The sequence below is a fragment of the Aureicoccus marinus genome (genome assembly GCF_002954325.1).
Classification (GTDB): Bacteria; Bacteroidota; Bacteroidia; order Flavobacteriales; family Flavobacteriaceae; genus Aureicoccus; species Aureicoccus marinus.
Map to the genome: position 1 here is coordinate 1,553,205 of NZ_MQVX01000001.1, position 24,467 is coordinate 1,577,671.

Annotated in this window: 15 protein-coding genes, 5 tRNA genes and 1 pseudogene; 1 reads left to right on the plus strand and 20 read right to left on the minus strand. The window is 45.1% G+C overall.

Annotated elements, in window-relative coordinates; translation table 11 throughout:
• From BST99_RS14340 to BST99_RS07240, 4 genes and pseudogenes are all read right to left on the minus strand, one after another.
• Window positions 1-1,006, minus strand: a 1,006-nt coding sequence (locus tag BST99_RS14340) for a hypothetical protein (protein ID WP_181044181.1), incomplete at its 3' end; no start/stop codon positions are given.
• A 542-nt stretch (window positions 1,007-1,548) separates the two neighbouring features.
• The gene (locus BST99_RS07230; RefSeq protein ID WP_105001206.1) at window positions 1,549-3,540 is read right to left on the minus strand and encodes an OmpA family protein; all 1,992 of its coding nucleotides are present in this window, start codon (window positions 3,538-3,540) and stop codon (window positions 1,549-1,551) included.
• 12 nt (window positions 3,541-3,552) lie between these two features.
• A pseudogene (locus tag BST99_RS07235) lies at window positions 3,553-4,496 on the minus strand (PorP/SprF family type IX secretion system membrane protein).
• Window positions 4,497-4,509: 13 nt separating this feature from the next.
• Complete coding sequence (locus BST99_RS07240) at window positions 4,510-8,640, minus strand: T9SS type B sorting domain-containing protein (protein WP_105001208.1); 4,131 nt, start codon at window positions 8,638-8,640, stop codon at window positions 4,510-4,512.
• Window positions 8,641-8,804: 164 nt separating this feature from the next.
• On the opposite strand from BST99_RS07240, the gene BST99_RS07245 reads away from it, so the two are divergent.
• Window positions 8,805-10,400 carry a peptide chain release factor 3 gene (locus tag BST99_RS07245; RefSeq protein ID WP_105001209.1) on the plus strand — a complete coding sequence of 532 codons (1,596 nt, stop codon included), beginning with the start codon at window positions 8,805-8,807 and terminating at the stop codon, window positions 10,398-10,400.
• Window positions 10,401-10,450: 50 nt separating this feature from the next.
• Here BST99_RS07245 and BST99_RS07250 read toward each other — a convergent pair whose 3' ends face one another.
• From BST99_RS07250 to hpf, 16 genes are all read right to left on the minus strand, one after another.
• Complete coding sequence (locus BST99_RS07250) at window positions 10,451-10,765, minus strand: DUF3467 domain-containing protein (RefSeq protein ID WP_105001210.1); 315 nt, start codon at window positions 10,763-10,765, stop codon at window positions 10,451-10,453.
• Between the two features lie 5 nt (window positions 10,766-10,770).
• The gene (gene rpoC, locus BST99_RS07255; RefSeq protein ID WP_105001211.1) at window positions 10,771-15,069 is read right to left on the minus strand and encodes a DNA-directed RNA polymerase subunit beta'; all 4,299 of its coding nucleotides are present in this window, start codon (window positions 15,067-15,069) and stop codon (window positions 10,771-10,773) included.
• A 49-nt stretch (window positions 15,070-15,118) separates the two neighbouring features.
• Window positions 15,119-18,928, minus strand: coding sequence for a DNA-directed RNA polymerase subunit beta (rpoB, locus tag BST99_RS07260; protein WP_105001212.1), 3,810 nt, complete (start codon window positions 18,926-18,928; stop codon window positions 15,119-15,121).
• 131 nt (window positions 18,929-19,059) lie between these two features.
• On the minus strand, window positions 19,060-19,440 hold the full coding sequence (gene rplL, locus BST99_RS07265; protein ID WP_105001213.1) for a 50S ribosomal protein L7/L12: 381 nt from the start codon (window positions 19,438-19,440) through the stop codon (window positions 19,060-19,062).
• Between the two features lie 53 nt (window positions 19,441-19,493).
• Window positions 19,494-20,009, minus strand: a complete 516-nt coding sequence (gene rplJ / locus BST99_RS07270) for a 50S ribosomal protein L10 (RefSeq protein WP_105001214.1) — start codon at window positions 20,007-20,009, stop codon at window positions 19,494-19,496.
• A gap of 20 nt (window positions 20,010-20,029) precedes the next feature.
• Window positions 20,030-20,722 carry a 50S ribosomal protein L1 gene (gene rplA, locus BST99_RS07275; protein WP_105001215.1) on the minus strand — a complete coding sequence of 231 codons (693 nt, stop codon included), beginning with the start codon at window positions 20,720-20,722 and terminating at the stop codon, window positions 20,030-20,032.
• An 18-nt stretch (window positions 20,723-20,740) separates the two neighbouring features.
• On the minus strand, window positions 20,741-21,178 hold the full coding sequence (gene rplK, locus BST99_RS07280; RefSeq protein WP_105001216.1) for a 50S ribosomal protein L11: 438 nt from the start codon (window positions 21,176-21,178) through the stop codon (window positions 20,741-20,743).
• An 80-nt stretch (window positions 21,179-21,258) separates the two neighbouring features.
• Window positions 21,259-21,810 (minus strand): transcription termination/antitermination protein NusG, encoded by a 552-nt coding sequence (gene nusG / locus BST99_RS07285; RefSeq protein WP_105001217.1) that lies wholly within the window; start codon window positions 21,808-21,810, stop codon window positions 21,259-21,261.
• 1 nt (window position 21,811) lies between these two features.
• On the minus strand, window positions 21,812-22,003 hold the full coding sequence (gene secE, locus BST99_RS07290) for a preprotein translocase subunit SecE (protein WP_105002459.1): 192 nt from the start codon (window positions 22,001-22,003) through the stop codon (window positions 21,812-21,814).
• A gap of 60 nt (window positions 22,004-22,063) precedes the next feature.
• A tRNA-Trp gene (locus BST99_RS07295) sits at window positions 22,064-22,136 on the minus strand.
• A gap of 69 nt (window positions 22,137-22,205) precedes the next feature.
• Window positions 22,206-23,393 carry an elongation factor Tu gene (gene tuf / locus BST99_RS07300; RefSeq protein WP_105001218.1) on the minus strand — a complete coding sequence of 396 codons (1,188 nt, stop codon included), beginning with the start codon at window positions 23,391-23,393 and terminating at the stop codon, window positions 22,206-22,208.
• A gap of 75 nt (window positions 23,394-23,468) precedes the next feature.
• Window positions 23,469-23,540: transfer RNA gene (locus tag BST99_RS07305), tRNA-Thr, on the minus strand.
• Between the two features lie 104 nt (window positions 23,541-23,644).
• Window positions 23,645-23,717, minus strand: a tRNA-Gly gene (locus BST99_RS07310).
• A 70-nt stretch (window positions 23,718-23,787) separates the two neighbouring features.
• Window positions 23,788-23,870, minus strand: a tRNA-Tyr gene (locus BST99_RS07315).
• 94 nt (window positions 23,871-23,964) lie between these two features.
• Window positions 23,965-24,038 (minus strand) — tRNA-Thr (locus BST99_RS07320).
• 98 nt (window positions 24,039-24,136) lie between these two features.
• Window positions 24,137-24,442, minus strand: coding sequence for a ribosome hibernation-promoting factor, HPF/YfiA family (gene hpf, locus BST99_RS07325; protein ID WP_105001219.1), 306 nt, complete (start codon window positions 24,440-24,442; stop codon window positions 24,137-24,139).
• Window positions 24,443-24,467: the final 25 nt, after the last annotated feature.

Below are 24,467 nucleotides of genomic sequence, written 5' to 3' on the forward strand. Positions count from 1 at the left end.
CACCATCTTCAATATCAATCTGGAGGATATTACTTCCATCGAGAGTAGCTCCCGTAAGATCTTGATTATCGGTATTCACTCCTGCAGTAATCGTGCTTAGCGGTACCTGAAGAGTACCACCGGCATCGGTGATTTCCAAGTTCGCTCCATTGACCGCAAAAGTGGTATTCAATTCATTCGTGCTATCGGTATCGCCATCCGCCGCTACACTCGCAGCAACCTCATCAATAGCTCCTTGTACATCCGTTGCGGTAAGACCAGAGGTCGTCCCATCGTAGTTAATATTGGTAGCGCGTATATCAATGGTTGTTGCTGTCCCTGCTTCGTCTGTATAGGTAAAAGTCCCATCACCATTATTGGTAAGGGTAGATAATGCCTGAAGAGTAGAAAAATTGAGAAACAGTCCGCCATCCGTTCCAGCTAGTATGGAGTTATTTGCGTCAAGACTGATCAGGTTCTGACTTAAGGTGCCTCCATTATCTGTGATTTCTATAGCACCAGCATTTAGCCCTATTCCGGTATTTAATTCGTTATTCGGATCCGTATCCAAATCCGTATCAAGCTGTGCGTCTAAAGCATCTAATGCAGCTTGCACATCTGTTGCGGCCAATCCGGAAGCCGTATTATCAAATGGAACTTCTGTAGCAGTCTGATTATCTGAACCTGCATTATTCAATGCACTAAGATCAACAGTAAGGGTATTTCCATCTTCTATCTCTAAGGTTAGAATGGAAGTGGTATTGTCATACTCAAAACGTTGCAATTGCTGATCATCTGAAGAAGTGAATTCCCAGGAATCCCCATCCCAATAATAGATGATACCTGTAGTGGTGTTAACATAAATGTCTCCTGCCTCTGAACCGGTAGGGGTTGCTTGGCCGGCAGTATTCACATCTGTACCACTCAGTACTTGGCAATCACACTGATCTTCGAGTGTCACCGTCGTTTGTGCATACGATACGCTTCCGACAAGGGCGAATAATAGGAAGGTTATATACTTTTTCATTCCAATGAATTTTAAGTCAATCAGGAAGTAGATTTCGGATTTGACGCTTGTGCGGAACTTCCTTATTTACTACAAAATTAGATTTGACCTAAGGCTGAAGAAATTAATGTTGTGAAGTGGCCCGAAGACGACATCTACTTCTTAAAAGATGAAGTTTGGCTTGAAAAAAAAGGAAGGAAAACGGAAAAGCACTTTGTCGATGAGGCTAGGAATTATAAGCTTCAATAAAGGTTATTCCTACAAATAGAAAAAACTATCCTGGCCAAAAAAGAAGCAGGATAGTATAAGAAGAAGAGTGTTCTTAAAGGTAGCTTTTAGCGTTTTAGATCGCCAGGGAAATGGCCAACAAAACGAAAAAGAATAGCACAAACGGCTTCGGGTTTGGAAGGGGGGTTGGAGACTTAGATAAAAGATACATTTTGGTAGATGAATTGATTACTCCATATAAGTTCATATATCTCTTTTAGCTTCCAAAAAGAAAGTTGTAAAGTAGAAATTTTAACACGTATGGACCTACTTTACAGAGGTGAAGGCTAAATATACTACTCAAAAATGAGGAACTCCGAACGGCGATTCAATTGATGATCGGCACGCGAACAAGGGACAGCATTCTGGCACTGATTCATGATCTCCTGTTCTCCTTTCCCTTGTCCAATGAGTCTGTCCCTGGCGATACCTTGTTCCGCGATATACTCGACTGTAGCATCCGCTCTTTTCTGTGATAACCACAAGTTGTAATCGTCGTTTCCACGGCTATCGGTATGAGAAACCACCCTGATCTTTAGACTGGGAAAACGCTCCATAACCGCCACAATCTTTTGAATTTCAATCTCCGCATCCGGACGAATATCGTACTTGTTCAAATCGAAATAAATGGTATTCAAGGCCAACAACTTCCCTATATCCGCAGGTTCTAAAGGGTCTTGTTCCACAACAATAATTTCTGGTTCCAAATCAAAATTGAAATTGTTGTCACCCATCACCGGGTTAGCGACAAAAGTTTCTGCCGATTGATATTCTGGCATACTGACCCGAATAAAATTGCCTCGGCCACAGAGTAACTTGATACGGTATACCCCACGCAGGTCTGTTTTAGTTGTTCGAATAACCTCGTTTTCTTCATTGATTACTTCCACTGTTGCGCCAGCCAAAAGACGCTGGGTATTGCGGTCCCGTACAAGACCAAAAGCATAGCAGTTCAAATCTAGGGCCCTGTCTTGAACCAGCGGAAATATGTCATCATTCGCTGCATCATTACCGCGGTTAGAGGCGAAGTATCCTGTTTGCTCTTGTGAATCGAAAATAAAAGAAAAGTCATCCTGTGGGCCATTCACCGGGCGACCTAAGTTGACAACTGCCTGATTCAAAATATCAGTGTAGCGGGTTGCAAATAAGTCCAATCCCCCAAGTCCATAATGTCCATCCGAGGCAAAATATAAAACGCTGTCTGCGCTGATAAAGGGGAAAGTCTCTCTTCCAGGAGTATTGATAGTAGGACCCAAATTCACGACTTCTCCAAAACTTCCGTCCCCCTTAATTTCTGTCTTGTAAAGATCAGAGGCTCCATATCCGCCCGGTCTATCTGAAGCAAAAATCATGACCTTCCCATCCGGACTGAGGGCAGGATGAGCTGTAGAAAATTCATCGCTGTTCAAGGAGAGTTCTTCAATGGTTTCCCAATTCTCATTTTGCCATAACGCTCGATAGAGTTTTAGCCGAATAATTCCCAAGCTGTCTTTTCCACGGCGACCATCTTTGAGATTATTTCGCGTAAAATAGAGGGTTTGTTCATCCTTGCTCAAGACAGAGGTAGACTCGTGCAAGCGTGTGTTGATTGCACCGCTGAGTTTAGGGGCTCTTTCTTCTGTTCCCGTTAAATCCGTTAGAGAATCAATTTGGTAGAGATCCAAGAAATCATGGTTGTTCCAGGAGTGGCGATAACGGGCAAGATTGCCTGTATCCCGGTCCGAAGCGAACAGCAGACCCTTTTTGTAGTAAGCAGGTGCAAAGTCGCTGTACCTCGAATTATAAGGGAAATTCCCCAAGGTATATCGGCCTGAATTCTTTTCGATCTGAGTCATATACTCTTCTTGGCTTAGCTCAAGGTTTTCATTGGCCTCTATTTTTCGAGCGTACAACAACATGAGCTGCTCTGCACGATCGTAATCTCCCAAGGTTTTACATGTCTGTGCACAACGAAAATAATGTTGAGCCTCAGTTTCTTCAGGAAACTCTTCAATGAGGCGTGAATACATTCCATGCGCTTTATCGTATTGTGAATTGAAGTAGTAGGCGTTTCCGAGTTTCTTTAGTATATCAGCCGAAACAAAGCCCCTTTCGAGCACCTTTTGGTAGACATCAATGGCAGGGCTAAAAGAAAAACTCTCGTAACGCTCATTGGCTCTTTCAACCAAGCGTTCAGCATCTTGGGCTTCCTTCTCTTCCTTGGTTTGTTCCTGGGCATTTACTCCAGAAGTCAGCAAAAACAAGCCGACTAAGCTGAAAGCAAAGGTTGTCTTTAGTCGTAGGATCATGGTCAGTGTTCGTTAAAAGAAACGTGGGGAACTGTTCGTTGGAAACGCTTAAGTAATTCTACCCGTAAAAAGACTTCAAAAGACCCATCATTGAATTGCTGGGCTCCGAGCTCTGTAGTCTCACGGTCGTAAGCGACTCCTAGCATAATCTGTTCATTTAGTTGAAAGCCAGCCAGAGCACTCACCGATGCATCCCAGCGGTAAGCCGCTCCAAAACTGAAGCGATCATTATACAGGAAGTTGGCTGATAAATCCAATTGGAGGGGAGCTCCTCCCACCACCTTGGTCAGCAATGCAGGCTTGAATTTGAATTCAGAATTCAAATCAAAAACATAACCCGTAATAAAGTAAAAGTTCACCCGCTCAGCAGCCAAAAAGTTCGGACTGTTCGCATCTTCTCCGTTGTTGTCAAAATACTCGGTCTCCAACAGATTCGGTGCCGATACCCCGGCGTAAAACCGGTCCGTGTGGTAGTAGAACCCTACTCCAAAGTTGGGCGAAAAACTATTGTCAATATTGTCCTGAACAACCACCTCGTTATCGAAGTTTCTCAACTTGGTGAAATCAAGATTCAGCAGGTTTCCACCGAGCTTAACCCCAAAAGACATCTTGGCGGTCTCACTGACATCGATGGTATAGGACAAAGCCAGATCCAGATAGGTCTCCTGCACTACTCCACTACCAATATTATCGTTCACCAATGAAATACCATACCCTAACCGACTATTGCGTATTGGAGAGTGAATATTAAAGGTTAAGGTTTCTGGCGCTCCTTCCAAACCAGCCCATTGTGATCGGTAAAGTCCTGCAAAACTCAATTGTCCTCGTGACCCTGCATAGGCTGGGTTAACACTTAAGGTATTAAACATGTATTGGGTGTACTGAGCGTCTTGCTGACTCCAAACTGCTGGAACCAGTGTCACCCCTAGTAGAATTCCCAAAATGGCTTTTTTCATCATAGCGTTTGTCTTATCGGCTGATATAGAAGTAAGATCGGTCGGTAAACTTGCCGCGTGCGGTCTCGTATTCAAAGATGTAGTAATAAACCCCAGAAGGCAGGTAATCGTTCACTGTAATCGTGGAACGTCCGCGTGAACGTCCATCAAATACATTACGGATGTTGTCGTAATCCGTTCCATCATATACTTTGACCCCCCATCGGTTGAAAATTTGCAGGCGGTTGGCCAGTGTAAATCTCACTCCTCGAATAAACAAGAAGTCATTCTTCCCATCGGCGTTCGGAGTCACCAGTTGATTCACTTCAATGCCTCCATCAGGGTCTAGAAAATCAGGGGTTCCGTCCAAATCCTCATCGTCGTTGGTCGGGTCACCATCATCATTGCCATCTTCGTCTGGGGTATCAATATCATCTCCATCATCATCAACATCTCGGTAATTGACGTCGTCTTCTCCATCCGTATCCGGTAAGTCCAGTCTTGGATTATCGATTTCGTCATTGACATCATACCCATCATTGGTATTACTGCCTTCGTATCCATCATCCAAGCCATCATTGTCGGTATCCGTTCCATGAAAAGTCTGATCCGGGGTACCGTCAAAGTTGAAATCGTTCCCTTCGTTATTATCGGGTACCAGATCGTTGTCGCTATCTGAATCCAGATAATCCACCGCACTATCACCATCGGTATCCACTGGGCTTAGTCCTGCATCACCCTCTCCCTCATAGGCATCATCCAACCCGTCATTATCGGAATCACTTCCCGTAGGTGGCGTATACCCGGAGGTCGTTTGCCCTTCCACATTGTCTGGAATTCCATCATTATCACTATCGATATCTAAATGATCTGGACGCCCATCTCCATCGCTGTCTTTCGGGCTGGTCAAAGGATCATTGTCTCCATCAGTATTGGAATCTTCAACGGTATCGAGAATTCCATCATTATCATCATCGATATCAATTGCATCGGGAACCCCGTCCCCATCGGTATCGGTATCATCCCCATCGTCCGTATCATCGAGGTAATCAGGATCTCCATCCTCATCGGTGTCGTCATCGGTTGGATCCCCGTTTTCATTATCGTCTTCGTCTGGGGTATCAATACCATCGCCGTCGTCGTCAAAGTCACGGTAGTTGACGTCCTCGGTTCCATCAAAATCCGGCAGGTCATTTTGGGGATCATCGATCTCGTCGTTAACATCGTATCCGTCATTGACATCACTGCCTTCATAACCGTCATCAAGACCGTCATTATCGGTATCTAGACCGGTGTATTCCTGATCGGGTTGCCCATCAAAATTGAAGTCGTTTCCTTCGTTATCGTCTGCCACTAAATCGTCATCACTATCGCTGTCCAGGTAATCCTGTGTTCCATCACCGTCTGTATCCTCAGGATCTAGGCCAGCATCTCCATCTCCTTCATAGGCATCATCCAATCCGTCATTATCCGAATCGTTTCCGCTTGGAGGTACATAGCCAGCGGTCGATTGGCCTTCCACATTATCCGGGATTCCATCGTCATCACTATCAATATCCAAGTGATTGGGTCGACCATCGCCATCACTGTCCAGGGGATCTGTCAATGGATCATGGTCACCATCCGTATTGGGGTCTTCTTCTGTATCCAGAATACCGTCATTATCGTCGTCAATGTCGATCGCATCGGGAACACCATCCCCATCGGTGTCGGTATCGTCATGGTCATCAGTATCATCCAGATAATCGGGATCTCCGTCTTCGTCTGTGTCGTCATCCGTCGGATCTTGGTTATCGTTTTCGTCTTCGTCAGGCGTGTCTATGCCGTCTCCATCATCGTCAAAATCACGGTAATTAACATCCTCTGTCCCATCGGTGTCCGGTAGATCATTCTGAGGGTCGTCAATCTCGTCATTCACATCGTAACCATCATTGACATCACTGCCTTCGTACCCATCGTCCAGTCCGTCATTATCGGTATCGGTACCGGTAAAATTCTGATCCGGCACCCCATCAAAATTGAAGTCGTTTCCTTCGTTGTTGTCTGGTACGAGGTCATTATCACTGTCTAAATCCAAACAGTCAAAGGTGCCATCGCCATCGGTATCTTCCGGACTTATTCCTTCGTCTCCGGATCCTTCATAGGCATCATCCAGACCATCGTTATCGGAATCATTCCCCGTAGGAGGAACATAACCCACTGTAGGTTGCCCTTCCACATTGTCCGGGATACCATCGTTATCACTGTCGATATCCAAGTGATCCGGACGACCATCTCCATCACTGTCCAACGAGTCCGTCAGAGGATCGTTATCACCATCCGTATTGGGGTCTTCCTGTGTATCTAAAATTCCATCGTTATCATCGTCTAAATCGATTCGGTCCGGAACACCATCACCATCGGTATCGGTATCATCTCTATCGTCCGTATCATCGAGGTAATCGGGATTACCGTCTTCGTCCGTATCATCGTCGGTCGGATCTCCGTTGTTATTCTCATCCTCGTCCGGGGTGTCAATTCCATCTCCGTCGTCATCGACATCGCGGTAATTGACATCTTCCGTCCTATCGGTATCGGGTAAGTCGTTCTTAGGATCGTCTATTTCGTCATTGACATCAAAACCATCGTTGACATCACCGCCTTCGTACCCATCGTCCAAACCATCTGCGTCGGTATCGGTACCGGTGAAGGTTTGATCCGGTACTCCATCAAAATTGAAATCGTTTCCTTCGTTGTTGTCTGGGACCAGGTCGTTATCACTATCCAGGTCCAAATAATCTACCTGTACATCACCATCGGTATCCTCAGGATCTATACCAGCATCTCCACCCCCTTCGTAGGCATCATCCAAACCGTCGTTGTCAGAATCATTTCCTGTAGGAGGCACATAGCCCTCTGTAGGTTGCCCCTCTACGTTGTCTGGAATCCCATCGTTATCACTATCGATATCGAGGCGGTCCGGAAAATTATCCCCGTCACTGTCACGGTCTTCATTGAAGGTCGTCGTTACCGGATCGGGGAAATTGAGCAAACAGCCAAACTGAATACCAGCTTGACGCGCAACGGAAGTACGAAATTGGGTGGGGACTACATTTTGAATGCCAAAACGAAGTACAAAAGTAGAAAGATCCACAAACTCTACGGCTACATTTACTGCAGGTACCTGATTGCTTATCCCATTATATTCTTTATTACCTCCATTAACCAGAAAACCACCTGGGGTATTTTGTACTGTTATTTCTGCACCTTCATTTAAGGTATAAGAGGCTGGGGTATCAAAGCGATTGAACTCTTGGTAAGTTCCATTTCCGTCAACATCGATAAAGTTCGCATAAATTACATCTTGATCCACCGGACTGTTCGTACCGGAAGAAACCAAAGTAATACGAAAATCGACAAAGGGGCGACGGACTTCAGCATCTGCCGTAAAAAACACCTCTGGTTTAAAGTAGTTGGCGTCCGTGGTATTCTGGTCTAGCACTTCAATTTCGGCATTGACCATTTCCTCTATAGTCACCAGAGCATCTAAATTCTGGCTCACATCAGAATAACGGTAAACCGCTCCTTCTTCTAAGTCGGTACCACTCTCCAGAACGGCAGGACCACTAAAGTCAAAATTTAGGCTTTGGGTACAATCAAACTCATCGCCGATAGAACTGGCTTCGTCCTTATCTAATATTCCATCGTTATCTGAATCCAGATCAAGAAAATTAGGGCGTCCGTCACCATCCGTATCCAGTGGACTTAGGCCATCGCCACTCCCTGGCTGGGATTCAAATATATCGATTAAGCCATTGCCATCACTATCTTCCGTTGAGAGGGGAAGAGAGGTTCCAAAAGGCAAGGCCTCGTAGGTATCCAAAAGACCATCATTATCACTGTCTTGATCCAAGGAGTTGGGTATTCCATCTCCATCGGCATCTAGTGTACCTTCTACGGTATCCAAAAGACCATCGTTATCATCATCAAGATCCACGGCGTCCAAAACACCATCTTGATCGTTGTCTTCTAAATTTCCGGCAGAAAAAAGGGCCAATCCAGATCCCTGTTGAAAAACAGAGCGCGATTGCACTTTTATAAGTGGTTTTTTTTGGGCCTTCAGTTGGGGGAAAATGAAGAATAGCAAAACCCCTACCATGCAGAGGTGGGATATGCGGTAGCTCATCGTGTTCTCGTTTAAGTAAACTACCTTAACTCAATACGTTATATAGATGTGAGCAGGTTCTGTGTTCTACCGTGCAAGATAGGAGTATTTTCTATTTTGACAGCGGCTAATTGCTATTCCCTCGAATCCTCTATATTTCTGCGTAATTTTGCCGAAATTTTTTCATGGAGTTCAAAGACGAAATCGCTAGACGCCGAACCTTCGGCATTATTTCTCACCCGGATGCCGGAAAGACTACTCTTACCGAGAAATTACTCTTGTTTGGAGGTGCGATCCAAGAGGCTGGAGCCGTAAAAAGCAACAAAATCAAAAAAAGTGCGACGAGTGACTTTATGGAAATCGAGCGCCAAAGAGGAATCTCGGTTGCCACTTCTGTTTTGGCCTTTATCTACCAAAACAAGAAAATCAACATCCTCGACACGCCTGGGCACAAGGATTTCGCGGAAGACACCTTCCGGACACTCACCGCGGTAGATTCCGTGATCGTCGTCATCGATGTGGCTAAAGGGGTGGAGGAACAAACCGAGAAACTGGTCGAAGTTTGTCGCATGAGGAACATCCCGATGATTGTCTTTATCAATAAATTGGACCGCGAAGGAAAAGATGCCTTTGACCTGCTCGACGAAGTGGAGCAAAAACTAGGACTTCAGGTCACCCCCTTGAGCTTTCCGATCGGGATGGGCTATGATTTTCAGGGCATTTACAATGTCTTTGAAAAAAACATCAACCTCTTCAGTGGACAGAGCAAACAGAGCATTGAAGACACCATCGCCATCGATGATCTCAATAGTCCAGAGCTCGAAAAACTCATCGGAGAAACAGCCGCAGAAAGTCTGCGAGATAACCTGGAACTCGTTGAAGGCGTCTATCCTGCCTTTGACAAAGAGGCCTATTTAGCGGGAGAACAGCAACCCGTATTCTTCGGTTCAGCACTGAATAATTTTGGCGTCAGAGAGCTCCTAGATTGCTTTATCCAAATCGCTCCCCCACCACGCGCTAAAGCCGCAGAAGAACGGGTGGTCGAAAGCGATGAAAAGAAATTTTCGGGCTTTGTCTTTAAGATTCATGCCAATATGGATCCAAAGCACCGGGACCGCTTGGCCTTTATTAAAATTGTTTCGGGAACCTTTGAAAGGAACACGCCATATTTACATGTTCGCCACGATAAAAAACTCAAGTTCTCGAGTCCGAACGCCTTCTTTGCAGAAAAGAAAGAGATCGTGGACATTAGCTATCCTGGTGATATCGTAGGGCTCCACGACACCGGAAACTTCAAAATTGGAGATACCCTTACCGAAGGAGAAAAACTCAATTACAAAGGTATCCCGAGCTTCTCCCCTGAGCATTTCCGCTACATCAACAATGCGGACCCCATGAAGGCTAAACAGCTCAATAAGGGGATTGATCAATTGATGGATGAAGGTGTTGCTCAGCTGTTTACTTTGGAACTCAATGGACGAAAGGTTATTGGTACTGTCGGTGCGTTGCAGTATGAGGTCATCCAATACCGTTTAGAGCACGAATACGGAGCCAAGTGTACCTACGAGAACTTCCCTGTGCACAAGGCCTGCTGGGTGGAAGATACGGGAGAGAACCCAGAAGAATTTGCCGAATTTAAAAGGATCAAACAAAAATTCCTAGCGCGAGATAAGGCTGGTCAACTGGTCTTCTTAGCCGACTCCTCCTTCTCTTTACAAATGACTCAACAGAAGTACCCCTCGGTCAAACTCCACTTCACCTCGGAGTTTGCCTCCCAATAAAACAAAAGCCAATCCTTTCGGATTGGCTTTTTTATATTCCAGAACAGTGTTTAGGCTTCTCCGGTCGGACCAAAGTTCAAGGGGATGGCAGGTTGCTCATAATCCTTGATTGTTCCATGGGCTTGCTCAAAACGCTGAACATTGTCTCCTAAAGCTTTCAAAAACTTCTTGGCGTGCTGGGGAGTTAAGACCACCCGGCTTTTCACCTTGGCTTTTGGAGCTCCAGGCATGATGCTCACAAAATCAACAACGAATTCAGAAACCGAGTGGTTGATAATCGCCAAGTTGGAATAAACTCCTTCGGCCATCTTTTCATCAAGCTCAATATTGATTTGCTGTTGCTGCTTGTTGGGCTGATCCGCCATGGGGCTTAGAGTTTAAATTCTTCTTTACGCGCCATGATCTCATCATACTCTTCCTTAGAACCAACGATGATACTTTCGTAATCTCTCATCCCTGTTCCTGCCGGAATCTTATGACCAACAATCACATTCTCCTTCAAGCCTTCCAGACTATCGACCTTACCGCTTACGGCCGCCTCGTTCAATACCTTGGTGGTTTCCTGGAAGGAAGCCGCAGAGATAAAGGACTTGGTTTGTAGGGAAGCACGGGTAATACCCTGGAGAATTGGTGTTGCTGTGGCCGCTACTGCGTCTCTGGCCTCGACCAAGTTCTTGTCAGCACGCTTCAACAGAGAGTTTTCATCTCTCAACTCACGTACGCTAACAATCTGTCCTGCTTTGAGGTTCTCTGAATCTCCAGCGTCGATGACGACTTTCTTACCGAAGATTTCATCGTTCTCTTTGATGAAGTCATCCTTGTGAACCAATTGATTCTCTAAGAAGATGGTATCACCCGCATCTTCGATACGAACTTTTCTCATCATTTGGCGAACAACCACTTCAAAGTGCTTATCGTTGATCTTCACCCCTTGAAGACGATAAACCTCTTGTACTTCATTTACAAGATACTGCTGAACAGCAGATGGTCCTTTGATCGCCAAGATGTCTTCTGGTGTAATCGACCCATCAGAAAGTGGCATACCCGCGCGAACGTAATCGTTCTCCTGAACCAAAATCTGGTTAGATAGTTTCACCAAGTATTTCTTGATCTCGCCCAATTTGGACTCGATAATAATCTCGCGGTTACCCCGCTTGATTTTACCGAAAGAAACCACACCATCAATTTCTGTTACTACAGCAGGATTCGATGGATTACGTGCTTCAAAGAGCTCAGTAACACGTGGCAAACCTCCTGTAATATCCCCTGCTTTTGCAGACTTCCTTGGAATTTTCACCAAGATCTTACCTTCCTTCACTTTGTCTCCATCATTGACCATGATGTGAGAACCTACAGGGAGGTTGTAAGAACGAAGTGTTTCTCCTTTGTTGTCCTTAATCAAAAGGGTCGGGATTAACTTCTTGTTACGGGATTCAGATATTACCTTCTCTTGGAAACCGGTTTGTTCATCGATTTCTACTTGGTAAGTAACCCCTTGCTCGATATTCTCGTAGGCAATCTGTCCTGAGAATTCAGAAACAATAACCCCGTTATATGGATCCCACTGACAAATCGCATCTCCTTTCTTGACGCTTGCTCCATTCTTGATAAAGAGTTGAGAACCGTACTGAATGTTATTTGTACTCAGGGTAATTCCTGTTTTCTTGTCAACGATCTTGATCTCAGAAGTTCGAGAGATAACGATAGTCGCTGGCTCCCCGTTGCTGTCCTCTCCTTTAACCGTGCGCAAATCTTCAATCTCTGCAACACCATCAAACTTAGCTTCAAGACGGTTGTCCTCCGATATGTTACCGGCAATACCCCCTACGTGGAAGGTACGCAAGGTCAGCTGTGTACCTGGCTCCCCAATAGACTGGGCAGCAACTACACCAACAGCTTCTCCACGCTGAACCATTTTGTTAGAAGCGAGGTTTCGACCGTAACACATGGCACAGATTCCTTTTTCGGCTTCACAGGTCAATGGAGAACGCACTTCGATCTTCTCGACAGGAGAAGCATCAATACGCTTCACATCCGCCTCTGTGATCGCTTGATTCGCAGCCAACAATTGCTCATTGGTCAACGGATCAAAAACATCGTGTAGAGAAACACGTCCTAGGATACGCTCACCCAAAGACTCCACTACTTCTTCATTCTTCTTCAAGGCTTCCACCTCAATACCACGAAGAGTACCACAATCTTCAGAGTTGATAATCACATCCTGAGACACGTCAACCAAACGACGAGTCAAGTATCCAGCATCGGCCGTTTTCAAAGCGGTATCGGCAAGACCCTTACGAGCACCGTGAGTTGAGATAAAGTATTCAAGAATCGATAGACCTTCCTTAAAGTTAGAAAGGATCGGGTTCTCAATAATCTCCCCACCACCGGCAGTCGATTTTTTAGGCTTGGCCATCAAACCACGCATACCAGTCAACTGGCGAATCTGCTCTTTCGATCCACGAGCTCCAGAATCCAACATCATAAATACCGAGTTGAATCCTTGTTGATCTTCGCGAATTCGCTTCATCGCCAATTCCGTCAACATAGAGTTGGTACTGGTCCAAACATCGATCACCTGATTGTAGCGCTCGTTGTTTGTGATCAGACCCATGTTATAGTTCATCATAATGCCTTCAACTTGTTCGTTGGCATCATCGATCATTTCGATTTTCTCTTTCGGGATAATAATATCACCTAAGCTGAAGGAAAGACCTCCTTTAAAGGCGAATTCGTAACCCATACCCTTGATTCGATCCAGGAATTCCGCTGTACGTGGAACATCGGTTACCGAGAGAATATCTCCAATGATATTACGCAAAGCCTTCTTGGTCAATACGGCATTGATAAATCCAGCTTCTTCTGGAACAACACGGTTGAACAAGACACGGCCCACGGTCGTATCAATGATTTGAGGTACAAGTTCTCCTTCTTCGTTGAAGTCAATTGTACGCACTTTTATTCCGGCGTTCAATTCAACCTTTTTCTCATTGAAGGCGATAACCACCTCTTCTGAAGAATAGAAGGTAAGTCCTTCACCTTTTACGGTGTAATCTTTATCCGAAATACGCTTCTTGGTCATGTAGTACAGACCCAAGACCATGTCCTGAGAAGGTACTGCAATCGGAGAACCGTTTGCTGGGTTCAGGATGTTTTGAGAGGCTAACATCAGGAGTTGAGCTTCCAAAATTGCCTCCGGACCTAGTGGCAAGTGAACCGCCATTTGATCCCCATCAAAATCCGCGTTAAACGCGGTACAAGCCAATGGGTGCAGACGGATCGCCTTCCCTTCAATCAGTTTAGGTTGGAAAGCCTGAATACCCAATCGGTGAAGTGTGGGGGCCCGGTTCAAGAGAACGGGGTGTCCTTTCAGTACGTTTTCCAGAATATCCCAAACGACAGGTTCCTTCTTGTCGATAATTTTCTTCGCCGACTTCACCGTCTTGACAATACCTCTTTCGATCAACTTACGGATCACAAAAGGCTTGTAGAGTTCAGCGGCCATATCTTTAGGCAGACCACATTCGTAGAGCTTCAATTCAGGACCAACGACGATCACTGAACGAGCAGAGTAATCCACACGTTTACCAAGCAAGTTTTGACGGAAACGACCCTGCTTTCCTTTTAGGGAATCAGAAAGTGATTTTAGCGGACGATTCGATTCGGTCTTAACAGCAGAAGCTTTTCTGGTGTTATCGAAGAGAGAATCTACCGCTTCCTGCAACATACGTTTCTCGTTACGCAAAATCACCTCTGGCGCTTTGATTTCCATCAAACGCTTCAAACGGTTGTTACGGATAATAACACGTCGGTACAGGTCATTCAAATCAGAAGTTGCGAAACGCCCTCCATCAAGAGGAACCAATGGACGCAATTCTGGTGGAATAACAGGAATGACCTTCATGATCATCCACTCTGGGCGGTTTTCTCTATTTTCTTGAGACTCACGCAAGGCTTCAACAACTTGCAGACGTTTAAGAGCCTCTGTCTTCCGTTGCTTGGATGTCTCTGTATTGGCCTTGTGACGCAGGTCATAAGACAACTCGTTCAAATCGATACGAGCCAGAAGTTCGATCAAACATTCAGCACCCATTTTGGCGATGAATTTATTTGGATCAGAATCTTCCAAATACTGGTTCTCCTGAGGAAGAGTCTCTAAAATATTGAGGTACTCCTCTTCGGTCAAGAAATCCATTTTCTTGATCTCCTCCCCTTCAGGACCCTGAGCAGCTCCAGGTTGGATAACCACATACCTTTCGTAGTAAATGATCATATCCAGTTTCTTGGACGGCAAGCCCAGCAAATATCCAATCTTGTTCGGTAGAGAACGGAAGTACCAAATGTGGGCAACAGGCACCACCAAATTGATATGTCCTACTCGATCCCGACGAACTTTCTTTTCAGTCACTTCGACTCCACAGCGGTCACAGACGATTCCGCGGTAACGGATTCTCTTGTATTTTCCACAGGCACATTCGTAATCCTTAACAGGACCAAAAATGCGTTCGCAGAAAAGACCATCTCTTTCCGGCTTATGCGTACGGTAATTGATGGTTTCCGGTTTCAAAACCTCTCCACGGGATTCAGCCAAGATCGCCTCGGGCGACGCCAATCCAATGGAAATTTTGTTGAAACGCTTCGGAGCTTGTGTATCTTTCATTCTAGCCATAATCGTGCTATGCGGATATTATTCTATTATTCTTATCAGGACTCTTATTCTATTCTTCCAATCTGATATCCAAGCCCAGACCTTTGAGCTCGTGCATCAAAACGTTAAAGGATTCTGGCAATCCAGGCTCAGGCATGGTCTCCCCTTTTACGATAGACTCGTAGGTTTTGGCTCGACCGATGACATCATCTGATTTAACTGTCAAAATCTCTCTTAGAGTAGAGGAAGCTCCATAAGCTTCAAGAGCCCAAACCTCCATTTCTCCAAATCGCTGTCCACCGAATTGGGCTTTACCACCCAATGGTTGTTGCGTAATCAAAGAATATGGTCCAATGGAACGGGCGTGCATCTTATCATCTACCATGTGACCCAGTTTCAACATGTAAATCACCCCAACAGTTGCGGGTTGATCAAAACGCTCACCGGTTCCACCGTCATAGAGATAAGTGTGTCCGAAACGAGGAATTCCAGCCTCGTCTGTAAATTCGTTGATTTGGTCCAAAGTAGCACCGTCAAAAATTGGGGTAGAGTATTTCTTCCCTAGTTTTTGACCAGCCCACCCGAGAACCGTTTCGTAGATCTGACCAATGTTCATACGAGAAGGTACCCCTAGCGGATTCAATACGATATCCACAGGCGTTCCATCTTCCAAGAACGGCATATCTTCCTGGCGAACGATTCGAGCAACAATACCTTTGTTACCGTGGCGTCCAGCCATTTTATCACCTACCTTCAGCTTGCGCTTCTTGGCGATGTATACCTTGGCCAATTTCATGATTCCAGCTGGAAGTTCATCTCCGACAGAAATCGTGAACTTATCGCGACGCAAGTTTCCTTGCAGGTCGTTCAATTTGATTTTGTAGTTGTGAAGCAAGTCAGCCACCATACGGTTGGTGTTGTCGTCTGTTGTCCAGCTTCCTCCCACAAGGTGAGCGAAATCATCAACAGAATTCAACATCTTAACGGTGTACTTCTTTCCTTTAGGAAGAACTTCTTCGCCCAAATCGTTGATCACTCCTTGGGAAGTCTTTCCTCCAACCAAAGCGAATAGTTTTTCAACCAAAACATCCTTAAGCTGTTGGAATTTCACTTCGTAGTCCAATTCCAATTTGGAAATAGCCTCCTTGTCTTCACTTCTTCTTCTCTTATCCTTGATTGAACGAGAGAAAAGTTTTTTATCAATAACGACACCACGTAGCGATGGAGAAGCTTTCAGGGAAGCATCTTTTACATCTCCTGCCTTATCTCCAAAGATGGCGCGAAGTAGTTTTTCTTCCGGTGTTGGATCAGATTCCCCTTTCGGAGTAATCTTACCAATCAAAATATCACCGGGCTTCACTTCAGCACCGATACGAATCATACCGTGCTCATCGAGGTCCTTCGTGGCTTCTTCCGAAACGTTCGGAATGTCATTGGTCAATTCTTCCGCACCGAGTTTGGTATCACGGACTTCAAGAGCGTACTCATCAATATGAATGGAAGTAAAGATGTCTTCACGAACCACTTTCTCTGAGATCACAATCGCATCCTCGAAGTTGTATCCTTTCCAAGGCATGAAGGCAACCTTCATGTTTCGACCCAAGGCCAATTCACCAAGCTGAGTTGCATATCCTTCACAGAGTACCTGACCCTTTTTCACCTTATCACCCTTGCGGACAATCGGTTTCAAGTTGATCGATGTTCCCTGGTTCGTTTTACGGAATTTGATCAGGTTGTAGGTTTTGAACTCATCTTCAAAACTCACCAACTGCTCTTCTTCACTGCGCTCGTACTTCAAGATGATCTTTTGTGCATCTACATAATCGATCACCCCGTCTTCTTCTGCATTGATCAATACACGAGAATCAGTAGCCACCTGCTTTTCTAGACCTGTTCCAACGATAGGAGAATCAGGACGCAATAGAGGTACTGCCTGACGCATCATGTTTGATCCCATCAGTGCACGGTTCGCATCATCGTGCTCCAAGAATGGAATCAAAGAAGCCGAAATCGAAGCGATCTGGTTTGGAGCAACATCGGTATAGTTCACCGCAGTTGGCTCTACTACCGGGAAGTCACCTTCCTCACGTGCAATAACCCGATCGTTTTCAATTTTACCGTCTTTAGCCAAAGGAATATTCGCCTGGGCGATTTTCATTCCTTCTTCCTCTTCCGCACTTAAATATTTAAACTCGGCTGTATTTACCTTTCCATCCTTCACCTCACGATAAGGAGTCTCCAAGAATCCCATGCTGTTCACTTTGGCGAAAACAGAAAGGGAAGAGATCAAACCAATGTTTGGACCTTCAGGAGTTTCAATAGGACAAAGGCGTCCGTAGTGGGTGTAGTGAACATCACGCACCTCAAATCCGGCACGCTCTCTGGAAAGACCACCTGGTCCCAGTGCAGAAAGGCGACGCTTATGCGTGATCTCTGCAAGAGGGTTGGTCTGGTCCATAAACTGAGACAACTGGTTCGTTCCGAAGAAAGAATTGATCACCGAAGACAAGGTCTTCGCGTTAATCAAGTCAATCGGAGTAAATACTTCGTTGTCACGGACATTCATACGCTCACGGATGGTACGAGCCATACGAGCTAAACCAACACCAAACTGCTGTGAAAGCTGCTCCCCTACCGTACGCACACGTCGGTTAGACAAGTGATCGATATCGTCAATCTCGGCTTTCGAGTTGATCAATTCGATCAAGTACTTGATGATGGTAATGATATCTTCTTTGGTTAGAACCTGCTTATCCATTCCGATATCCAGTCCTAACTTCTTGTTCATTCGGTAACGACCTACCTCTCCGAGGTTGTAACGTTGGTCCGAGAAGAACAATTTATCGATGATTCCACGAGCGGTCTCTTCATCGGGCGGTTCTGCATTACGCAGCTGACGATAAATGTGCTCTACCGCTTCTTTTTCCGAGTTGGTCGGATCCTTCTGAAGGGTATTGTGGATGATCGCGTAATCTGATTGAGCGTTGTTCTCTTTGTGGAGTAGGATGGTTTTAACATCGGCGTCCAGGATTTGCTCTACATGTTCTTTATCCAGGATGGTATCGCGATCGAGAACGATCTCATTTCGCTCAATAGAAACTACCTCCCCAGTATCTTCATCTACGAAGTCTTCATGCCAGGTATTCAAGACACGGGCGGCAAGCTTGCGACCGAGAACCTTCTTCAATCCTGCCTTGGAAACTTTTACTTCTTCCGACAAGTCGAAAATTTCGAGAATGTCTTTGTCGCGTTCGTATCCGATGGCCCGGAACAATGTTGTTACGGGTAATTTTTTCTTCCGATCAATATAAGCGTACATCACGCCATTGATATCGGTCGCGAATTCAATCCAAGAACCCTTGAATGGAATTACACGAGCACTATACAATTTGGTACCGTTGGCGTGGAAAGACTGGCCAAAGAATACCCCAGGAGAACGGTGTAATTGAGAAACGACAACACGCTCAGCACCATTGATCACGAAAGTACCACTCGGAGTCATGTACGGGATGGTACCCAAATACACGTCCTGAACGATGGTTTCAAAATCTTCGTGCTCCGGATCTGTACAGTACAATTTCAGACGAGCCTTCAATGGTACACTGTAGGTCAATCCGCGCTCAATACACTCTTGAATGGTGTAACGAGGCGGGTCGATGAAGTAATCCAAAAACTCCAACACAAACTGGTTTCGCGTATCGGTAATTGGAAAGTTCTCCATGAAGGTGTTGTACAAACCTTCATTTCCTCTTTCGTCTGATTTTGTTTCTAATTGGAAAAAGTCTTGGAACGACTTTATTTGAATGTCCAGAAAATCCGGGTAATCGGGAATGTTCTTAGCGGTAGCAAAATGGACTCTCTCAGTATGGTTTTTGAACATCGACTTGGACAAATTTTGTAAGTAAATAGTATCCTCGGTTGCGTGCCTCTTCGCACACAGTTTAATAAAGAGGCAAAGGCCTTACCGGATTTCCGGAAAGACCTTACCTCAAAATGGTATTCTAGAAGGGCTTACTTGAGCTCAACTTCAGCTCCTGCTTCTTCCAGAGATTTTTGAATTCCTTCGGCTTCGTCTTTGGAAACTCCTTCCTTAACTGCCTTTGGAGCGCTATCAACAATTTCTTTGGCGTCTTTAAGACCCAATCCTGTCAATTCTTTAACCAGTTTCACAACTGCAAGTTTAGAAGCTCCTGCTGCTTTCAAAATTACATCAAATTCTGATTTCTCTTCAGCAGCCTCTTCAGCTCCTCCACCGGCAGCACCACCTGCAACAGCTACTGCAGCAGCAGCAGGCTCAATGCCGTATTCTTCTTTTAAAATATCAGCCAACTCATTTACCTCTTTTACGGTAAGGTTAACCAACTGTTCTGCAAAATCTTTCAAATCTGCCATGTTCTATCGTTTTGTAAAATTCTAAATATGTAAATAAAAAGTGCGTACGTAAATTATTTCTCAGACAAAGTCTTGAGGATTCCAGCGAGTTTACCACCTCCAGATTTCAATCCAGAGATAACGTTCTTCGCAGGAGATTGGAGCAATCCAATAACATCTCCGATCAACTCCTCTTTAGACTTGATGTTAACCAAGGTCTCCAGGTTGTCGTCTCCGATGTAAACTGCTTCCTCAATGTAAGCGCCCTTCAAAATGGGCTTGTCTGATTTTTTGCGGAAATTCTTAATGAGTTTCGCAGGGGCATTACCCACTTCCGAAAACATCATTGCCGTGTTCCCCTTAAGAACGTCAGGCAGTTCTCCGTACTCCTTGTCTGAAGCCTCCATGGCCTTAGCAAGAAGAGTGTTTTTTACAACAGCCAACTTGATGTTCGCTTTAAAACAAGCGCGTCGCAAGTCGGATGTTGAAACCGCGTCAAGACCAGAAATATCAGCCAAATAAATGGTTGCATTCTCAGCCAGTTGCGCAGTCAAATCCTCAATTACTACTGCTTTTTCTTCTCGTGTCATTGATTTGTATTTGAACTGCGTTAAGAAATAGACTTGGTATCCAGTTGAACACTTGGGCTCATGGTACTAGACATGTAGACGCTTTTCATGTAAACCCCTTTGGCAGCAGCTGGTTTCAGCTTAACCAAGGTATCGAGAAGCTCCTTCGCGTTACCCGCAATCTTGTCTGCAGAGAAAGAAGCCTTTCCGATAGCAGCGTGAACGATTCCCGTCTTGTCTACTTTAAAGTCAATCTTACCCGCCTTCACCTCACTAACAGCTTTTGCAACGTCCATGGTTACAGTACCTGTCTTTGGGTTAGGCATCAATCCGCGAGGACCTAAAATACGACCTAAAGGACCTAATTTACCCATCACGCTAGGCATGGTGATAATTACGTCAACATCAGTCCATCCGCCTTTGATTTTGTCAAGGTACTCATCGAGTCCAACAAAATCAGCTCCGGCTTCCTTGGCCTCTGCTTCTTTGTCTGGAGTAACCAAAGCCAAAACCTTGGTGTCCTTTCCTGTTCCATGAGGCAGTGTTACCACTCCTCTAACCATTTGGTTTGCTTTTCTTGGATCAACACCCAAACGCACCGCCAAATCAATGGAAGCATCAAATTTAACCGTGGTAATCTCTTTTACCAGGGCAGAAGCTTCGTCAAGGCTATAGAGCTTGTTTCGCTCAATTTTAGCCTGTGCTTCTTTTTGCTTTTTAGTCAATCGTGCCATACTAATATGAATTAGCGATTAAAAAGGTTTAGGTCCTGCTACTTTCAGCCCCATGGACCGAGCAGTACCTGCTACCATCATCATAGCGGATTCAATTGTGAAGGCGTTCAAATCCACCATCTTATCTTCCGCAATTGTTCGTACTTGATCCCAGGAAACCGAACCGACTTTTGAACGGTTGGGTTCTCCGGATCCCTTTTTAATCTTGGCTGCTTCCATCAGCTGAACGGCCGCCGGCGGTGTTTTTACGACAAACTCAAACGACTTGTCTTTGTATACCGTGATAACGACAGGAAGAACTTTTCCCTGCTTGTCCTGGGTTCTGGCATTAAACTGCTTACAGAACTCCATGATGTTAACACCGGCAGCACCTAAGGCGGGTCCAACCGGTGGCGATGGATTCGCAGCACCTCCCCTAACTTGTAGTTTTACAACCTTATCTACTTCTTTTGCCATTGTGTTTAATTAATTGCAGTTGTGATTTGTTGGAAGCAATACAACTGACTTTTTCGCGTAACAGCGTTTATCTTTATTTACTAAATCTTTTCTACCTGCATATAGCTCAGTTCCAACGGAGTCTTACGACCGAAAATCTTCACCATTACCTCCAACTTCCGTTTTTCCTCATTAATTTTTTCGACAGATCCATTGAATCCGTTGAACGGCCCATCAATTACCTTGACCGTTTCTCCCAGTACAAATGGAATGGCTATGTTGTCCGTATTCACAGCCAACTCATCCACTTTTCCGAGCATTCTATTTACCTCTGACTTACGCAGTGGCACAGGGTCTCCCCCCTTGGTTTCACCCAAAAAACCAATCACATTGGTGATGGATTTGATGATGTGTACCATTTCACCGCCCAAATTGGCCTTAATCATGATGTATCCCGGAAAGTAGGTTCTCTCTTTGTTGATCTTCTTGCCATTACGGATTTGAACTACCTTCTCCGTAGGTACCAAGACCTCCTCCAAGTAGTCACCAAAACCATGGCGCTCAACTTCTGATTCGATATAGCCTTTGATCTTATTTTCTTGACCACTGACCGCTCGAACGACGTACCACTTTTTTTCCAGAACCTCCGACATACTATCCTCCAATTACATTATCGAAATACAACTGAATAAGGAAGTTGAACAATTCGTCCACTCCCCAAATCGCCAAAGCAAACAAAATAGAAAACACCGCTACCACTACCATATAGTTAGAAGCGTGCTCCCGGTTTAACCAGGTCACGTTGTTCTTTAGCTCCTCTAGGGATTCTTTGATGTATGTTACCATGTTCAATGTATCGGTTATTCCCTCAGTTGAAACAGACCCTGTTCGGTCCTGCTCTTCTTGCACGGGAGGAGAGACTCGAACTCCCGACACCTGGTTTTGGAGACCAGTGCTCTACCAACTGAGCTACACCCGTATAAGTAAAGGTGCTGCCCCGAAAAATCGGGGCTAAACACCTTAATTATTTAATTCTCTCGTATGGAGATTAATCCAAAATCTCAGTCACCTGACCAGCACCTACAGTACGTCCACCTTCACGGATTGCGAAACGAAGACCTACGTTCAAGGCGATAGGTTGGATCAACTCAACAGTAATAGTCAAGTTATCACCAGGCATTACCATCTCAACTCCATCAGGAAGCATGATGTTTCCAGTTACGTCAGTTGTACGTACGTAGAACTGAGGACGGTAGTTGTTGTGGAATGGAGTGTGACGTCCACCTTCTTCTTTTTTCAAGATATACACCTCAGCTTTGAATTTAGCGTGAGGAGTTACAGAGGCAGGCTTACAGATAACCATACCACGCTTGATATCAGATTTCTCGATACCACGCAACAAGATACCTACGTTATCTCCGGCTTCACCACGGTCAAGGATCTTACGGAACATCTCAACACCTGTAATAGTAGAAGTCAATTTCTCAGCACCCATACCGATGATATCAACACCGTCACCTGTGTGAGCAACACCAGTCTCGATACGACCAGTTGCCACTGTACCACGTCCAGTAATAGTGAATACATCTTCGATAGGCATAAGGAAGTCCTTATCAACGTCACGCTGTGGCAACTCGATCCAATCGTCAACGGCTTGCATCAAGTCACGAACAGTTTGAACCCACTTTTCTTCTCCGTTCAAAGCACCTAGAGCAGAACCAGAAACTACAGGTCCGTTATCTCCATCGTACTCGTAGAAAGAAAGCAACTCACGCACTTCCATCTCTACCAATTCAAGTAGCTCCTCGTCATCAACCATGTCAACTTTGTTCAAGAAAACAACGATACGTGGAATACCTACCTGACGTCCAAGAAGGATGTGCTCACGCGTTTGAGGCATAGGCCCGTCAGTCGCAGCAACAACCAAAATAGCACCGTCCATCTGAGCAGCACCAGTGACCATGTTCTTTACGTAATCCGCGTGACCAGGACAGTCAACGTGAGCGTAGTGACGGTTAGCTGTTTGGTACTCTACGTGAGAAGTATTGATCGTGATACCACGTTCTTTTTCTTCAGGAGCGTTATCGATAGAATCGAAGCTTCTTAGTTCAGAAAGACCGTCGTTTGCCAACACTGTAGTGATCGCAGCAGTCAAGGTAGTTTTACCGTGATCCACGTGCCCAATGGTACCAATATTTAAGTGCGGTTTGGAACGATCAAAAGTTTCCTTTGCCATTGTAATTAATTTTAATCTTAGTTTATATTAGTGTATGAATCGTTTTGTCTTTTTGAACTTGACGTAACTTCTTCGAGCCAATGACGGGATTTGAACCCGTGACCTCTTCCTTACCAAGGAAACGCTCTACCCCTGAGCTACACCGGCGGATCATTGGTTCTGCTTAGCACGCTGGCTTCGCTAGCAAGTCCAGATGTAATCCGACTGCTCTGGAGCGACTGTACATTTCACGCAAGTCACCAAAATCTTAGAGCGGGAGACCGGGTTCGAACCGGCGACATTCAGCTTGGAAGGCTGACGCTCTACCAACTGAGCTACTCCCGCATTACTTTACAACAATATGTCAAAAAGACCGTTTACCCTTTTGTCCTTCTCAAGGAAGGCTGTATTTCTGTGGGGAGAGCAGGATTCGAACCTGCGAAGGTAAAAACCAACAGATTTACAGTCTGTCCTCGTTGGCCGCTTGAGTATCTCCCCTTAGCTTGCTTTTTGGCTCCAAAGACCAATATTGCAGTCTTTTTCACCCGGGAATTTGCAAAAACAAATTTTTCGTAAAAACCCTTTTAATACGAGCCGGTGGAGGGACTCGAACCCACGACCTGCTGATTACAAATCAGCTGCTCTAGCCAGCTGAGCTACACCGGCTTTTCAGCCTTTTTTACTCATAAAAAAAGTCCGCTTTTTCAAACGGACTGCAAATGTATATATTTATTTTTTTAATCAAAATAATTTCTACTCAAAAATTACAGGGTTTGGGCCCTCATTTTTTCTTTGCGTTTCACTAGCATCCTCTCTAGCGAATTACAGGCTGAATCTACAGCCTCTTCAAATGATTTACATTGCTTCTTCACTACAATCCTGTCTTTGGGGATATGCAGCTCTATTTCCGCAATCTTGTTTTCTTTAGCACTGGTGTTCTCCACCTTGAGATAAACCTCGGATCGGACGACCCGGTCATAGAACAAATCTAACTTGTCCATACGCGATTGAACAAAGTTTAGCAGTTTCTGATCTGCCACAAAATTGACGGATTGGGTGTTTACCTTCATACTCGAATCATTTTAAAGTTTGCAG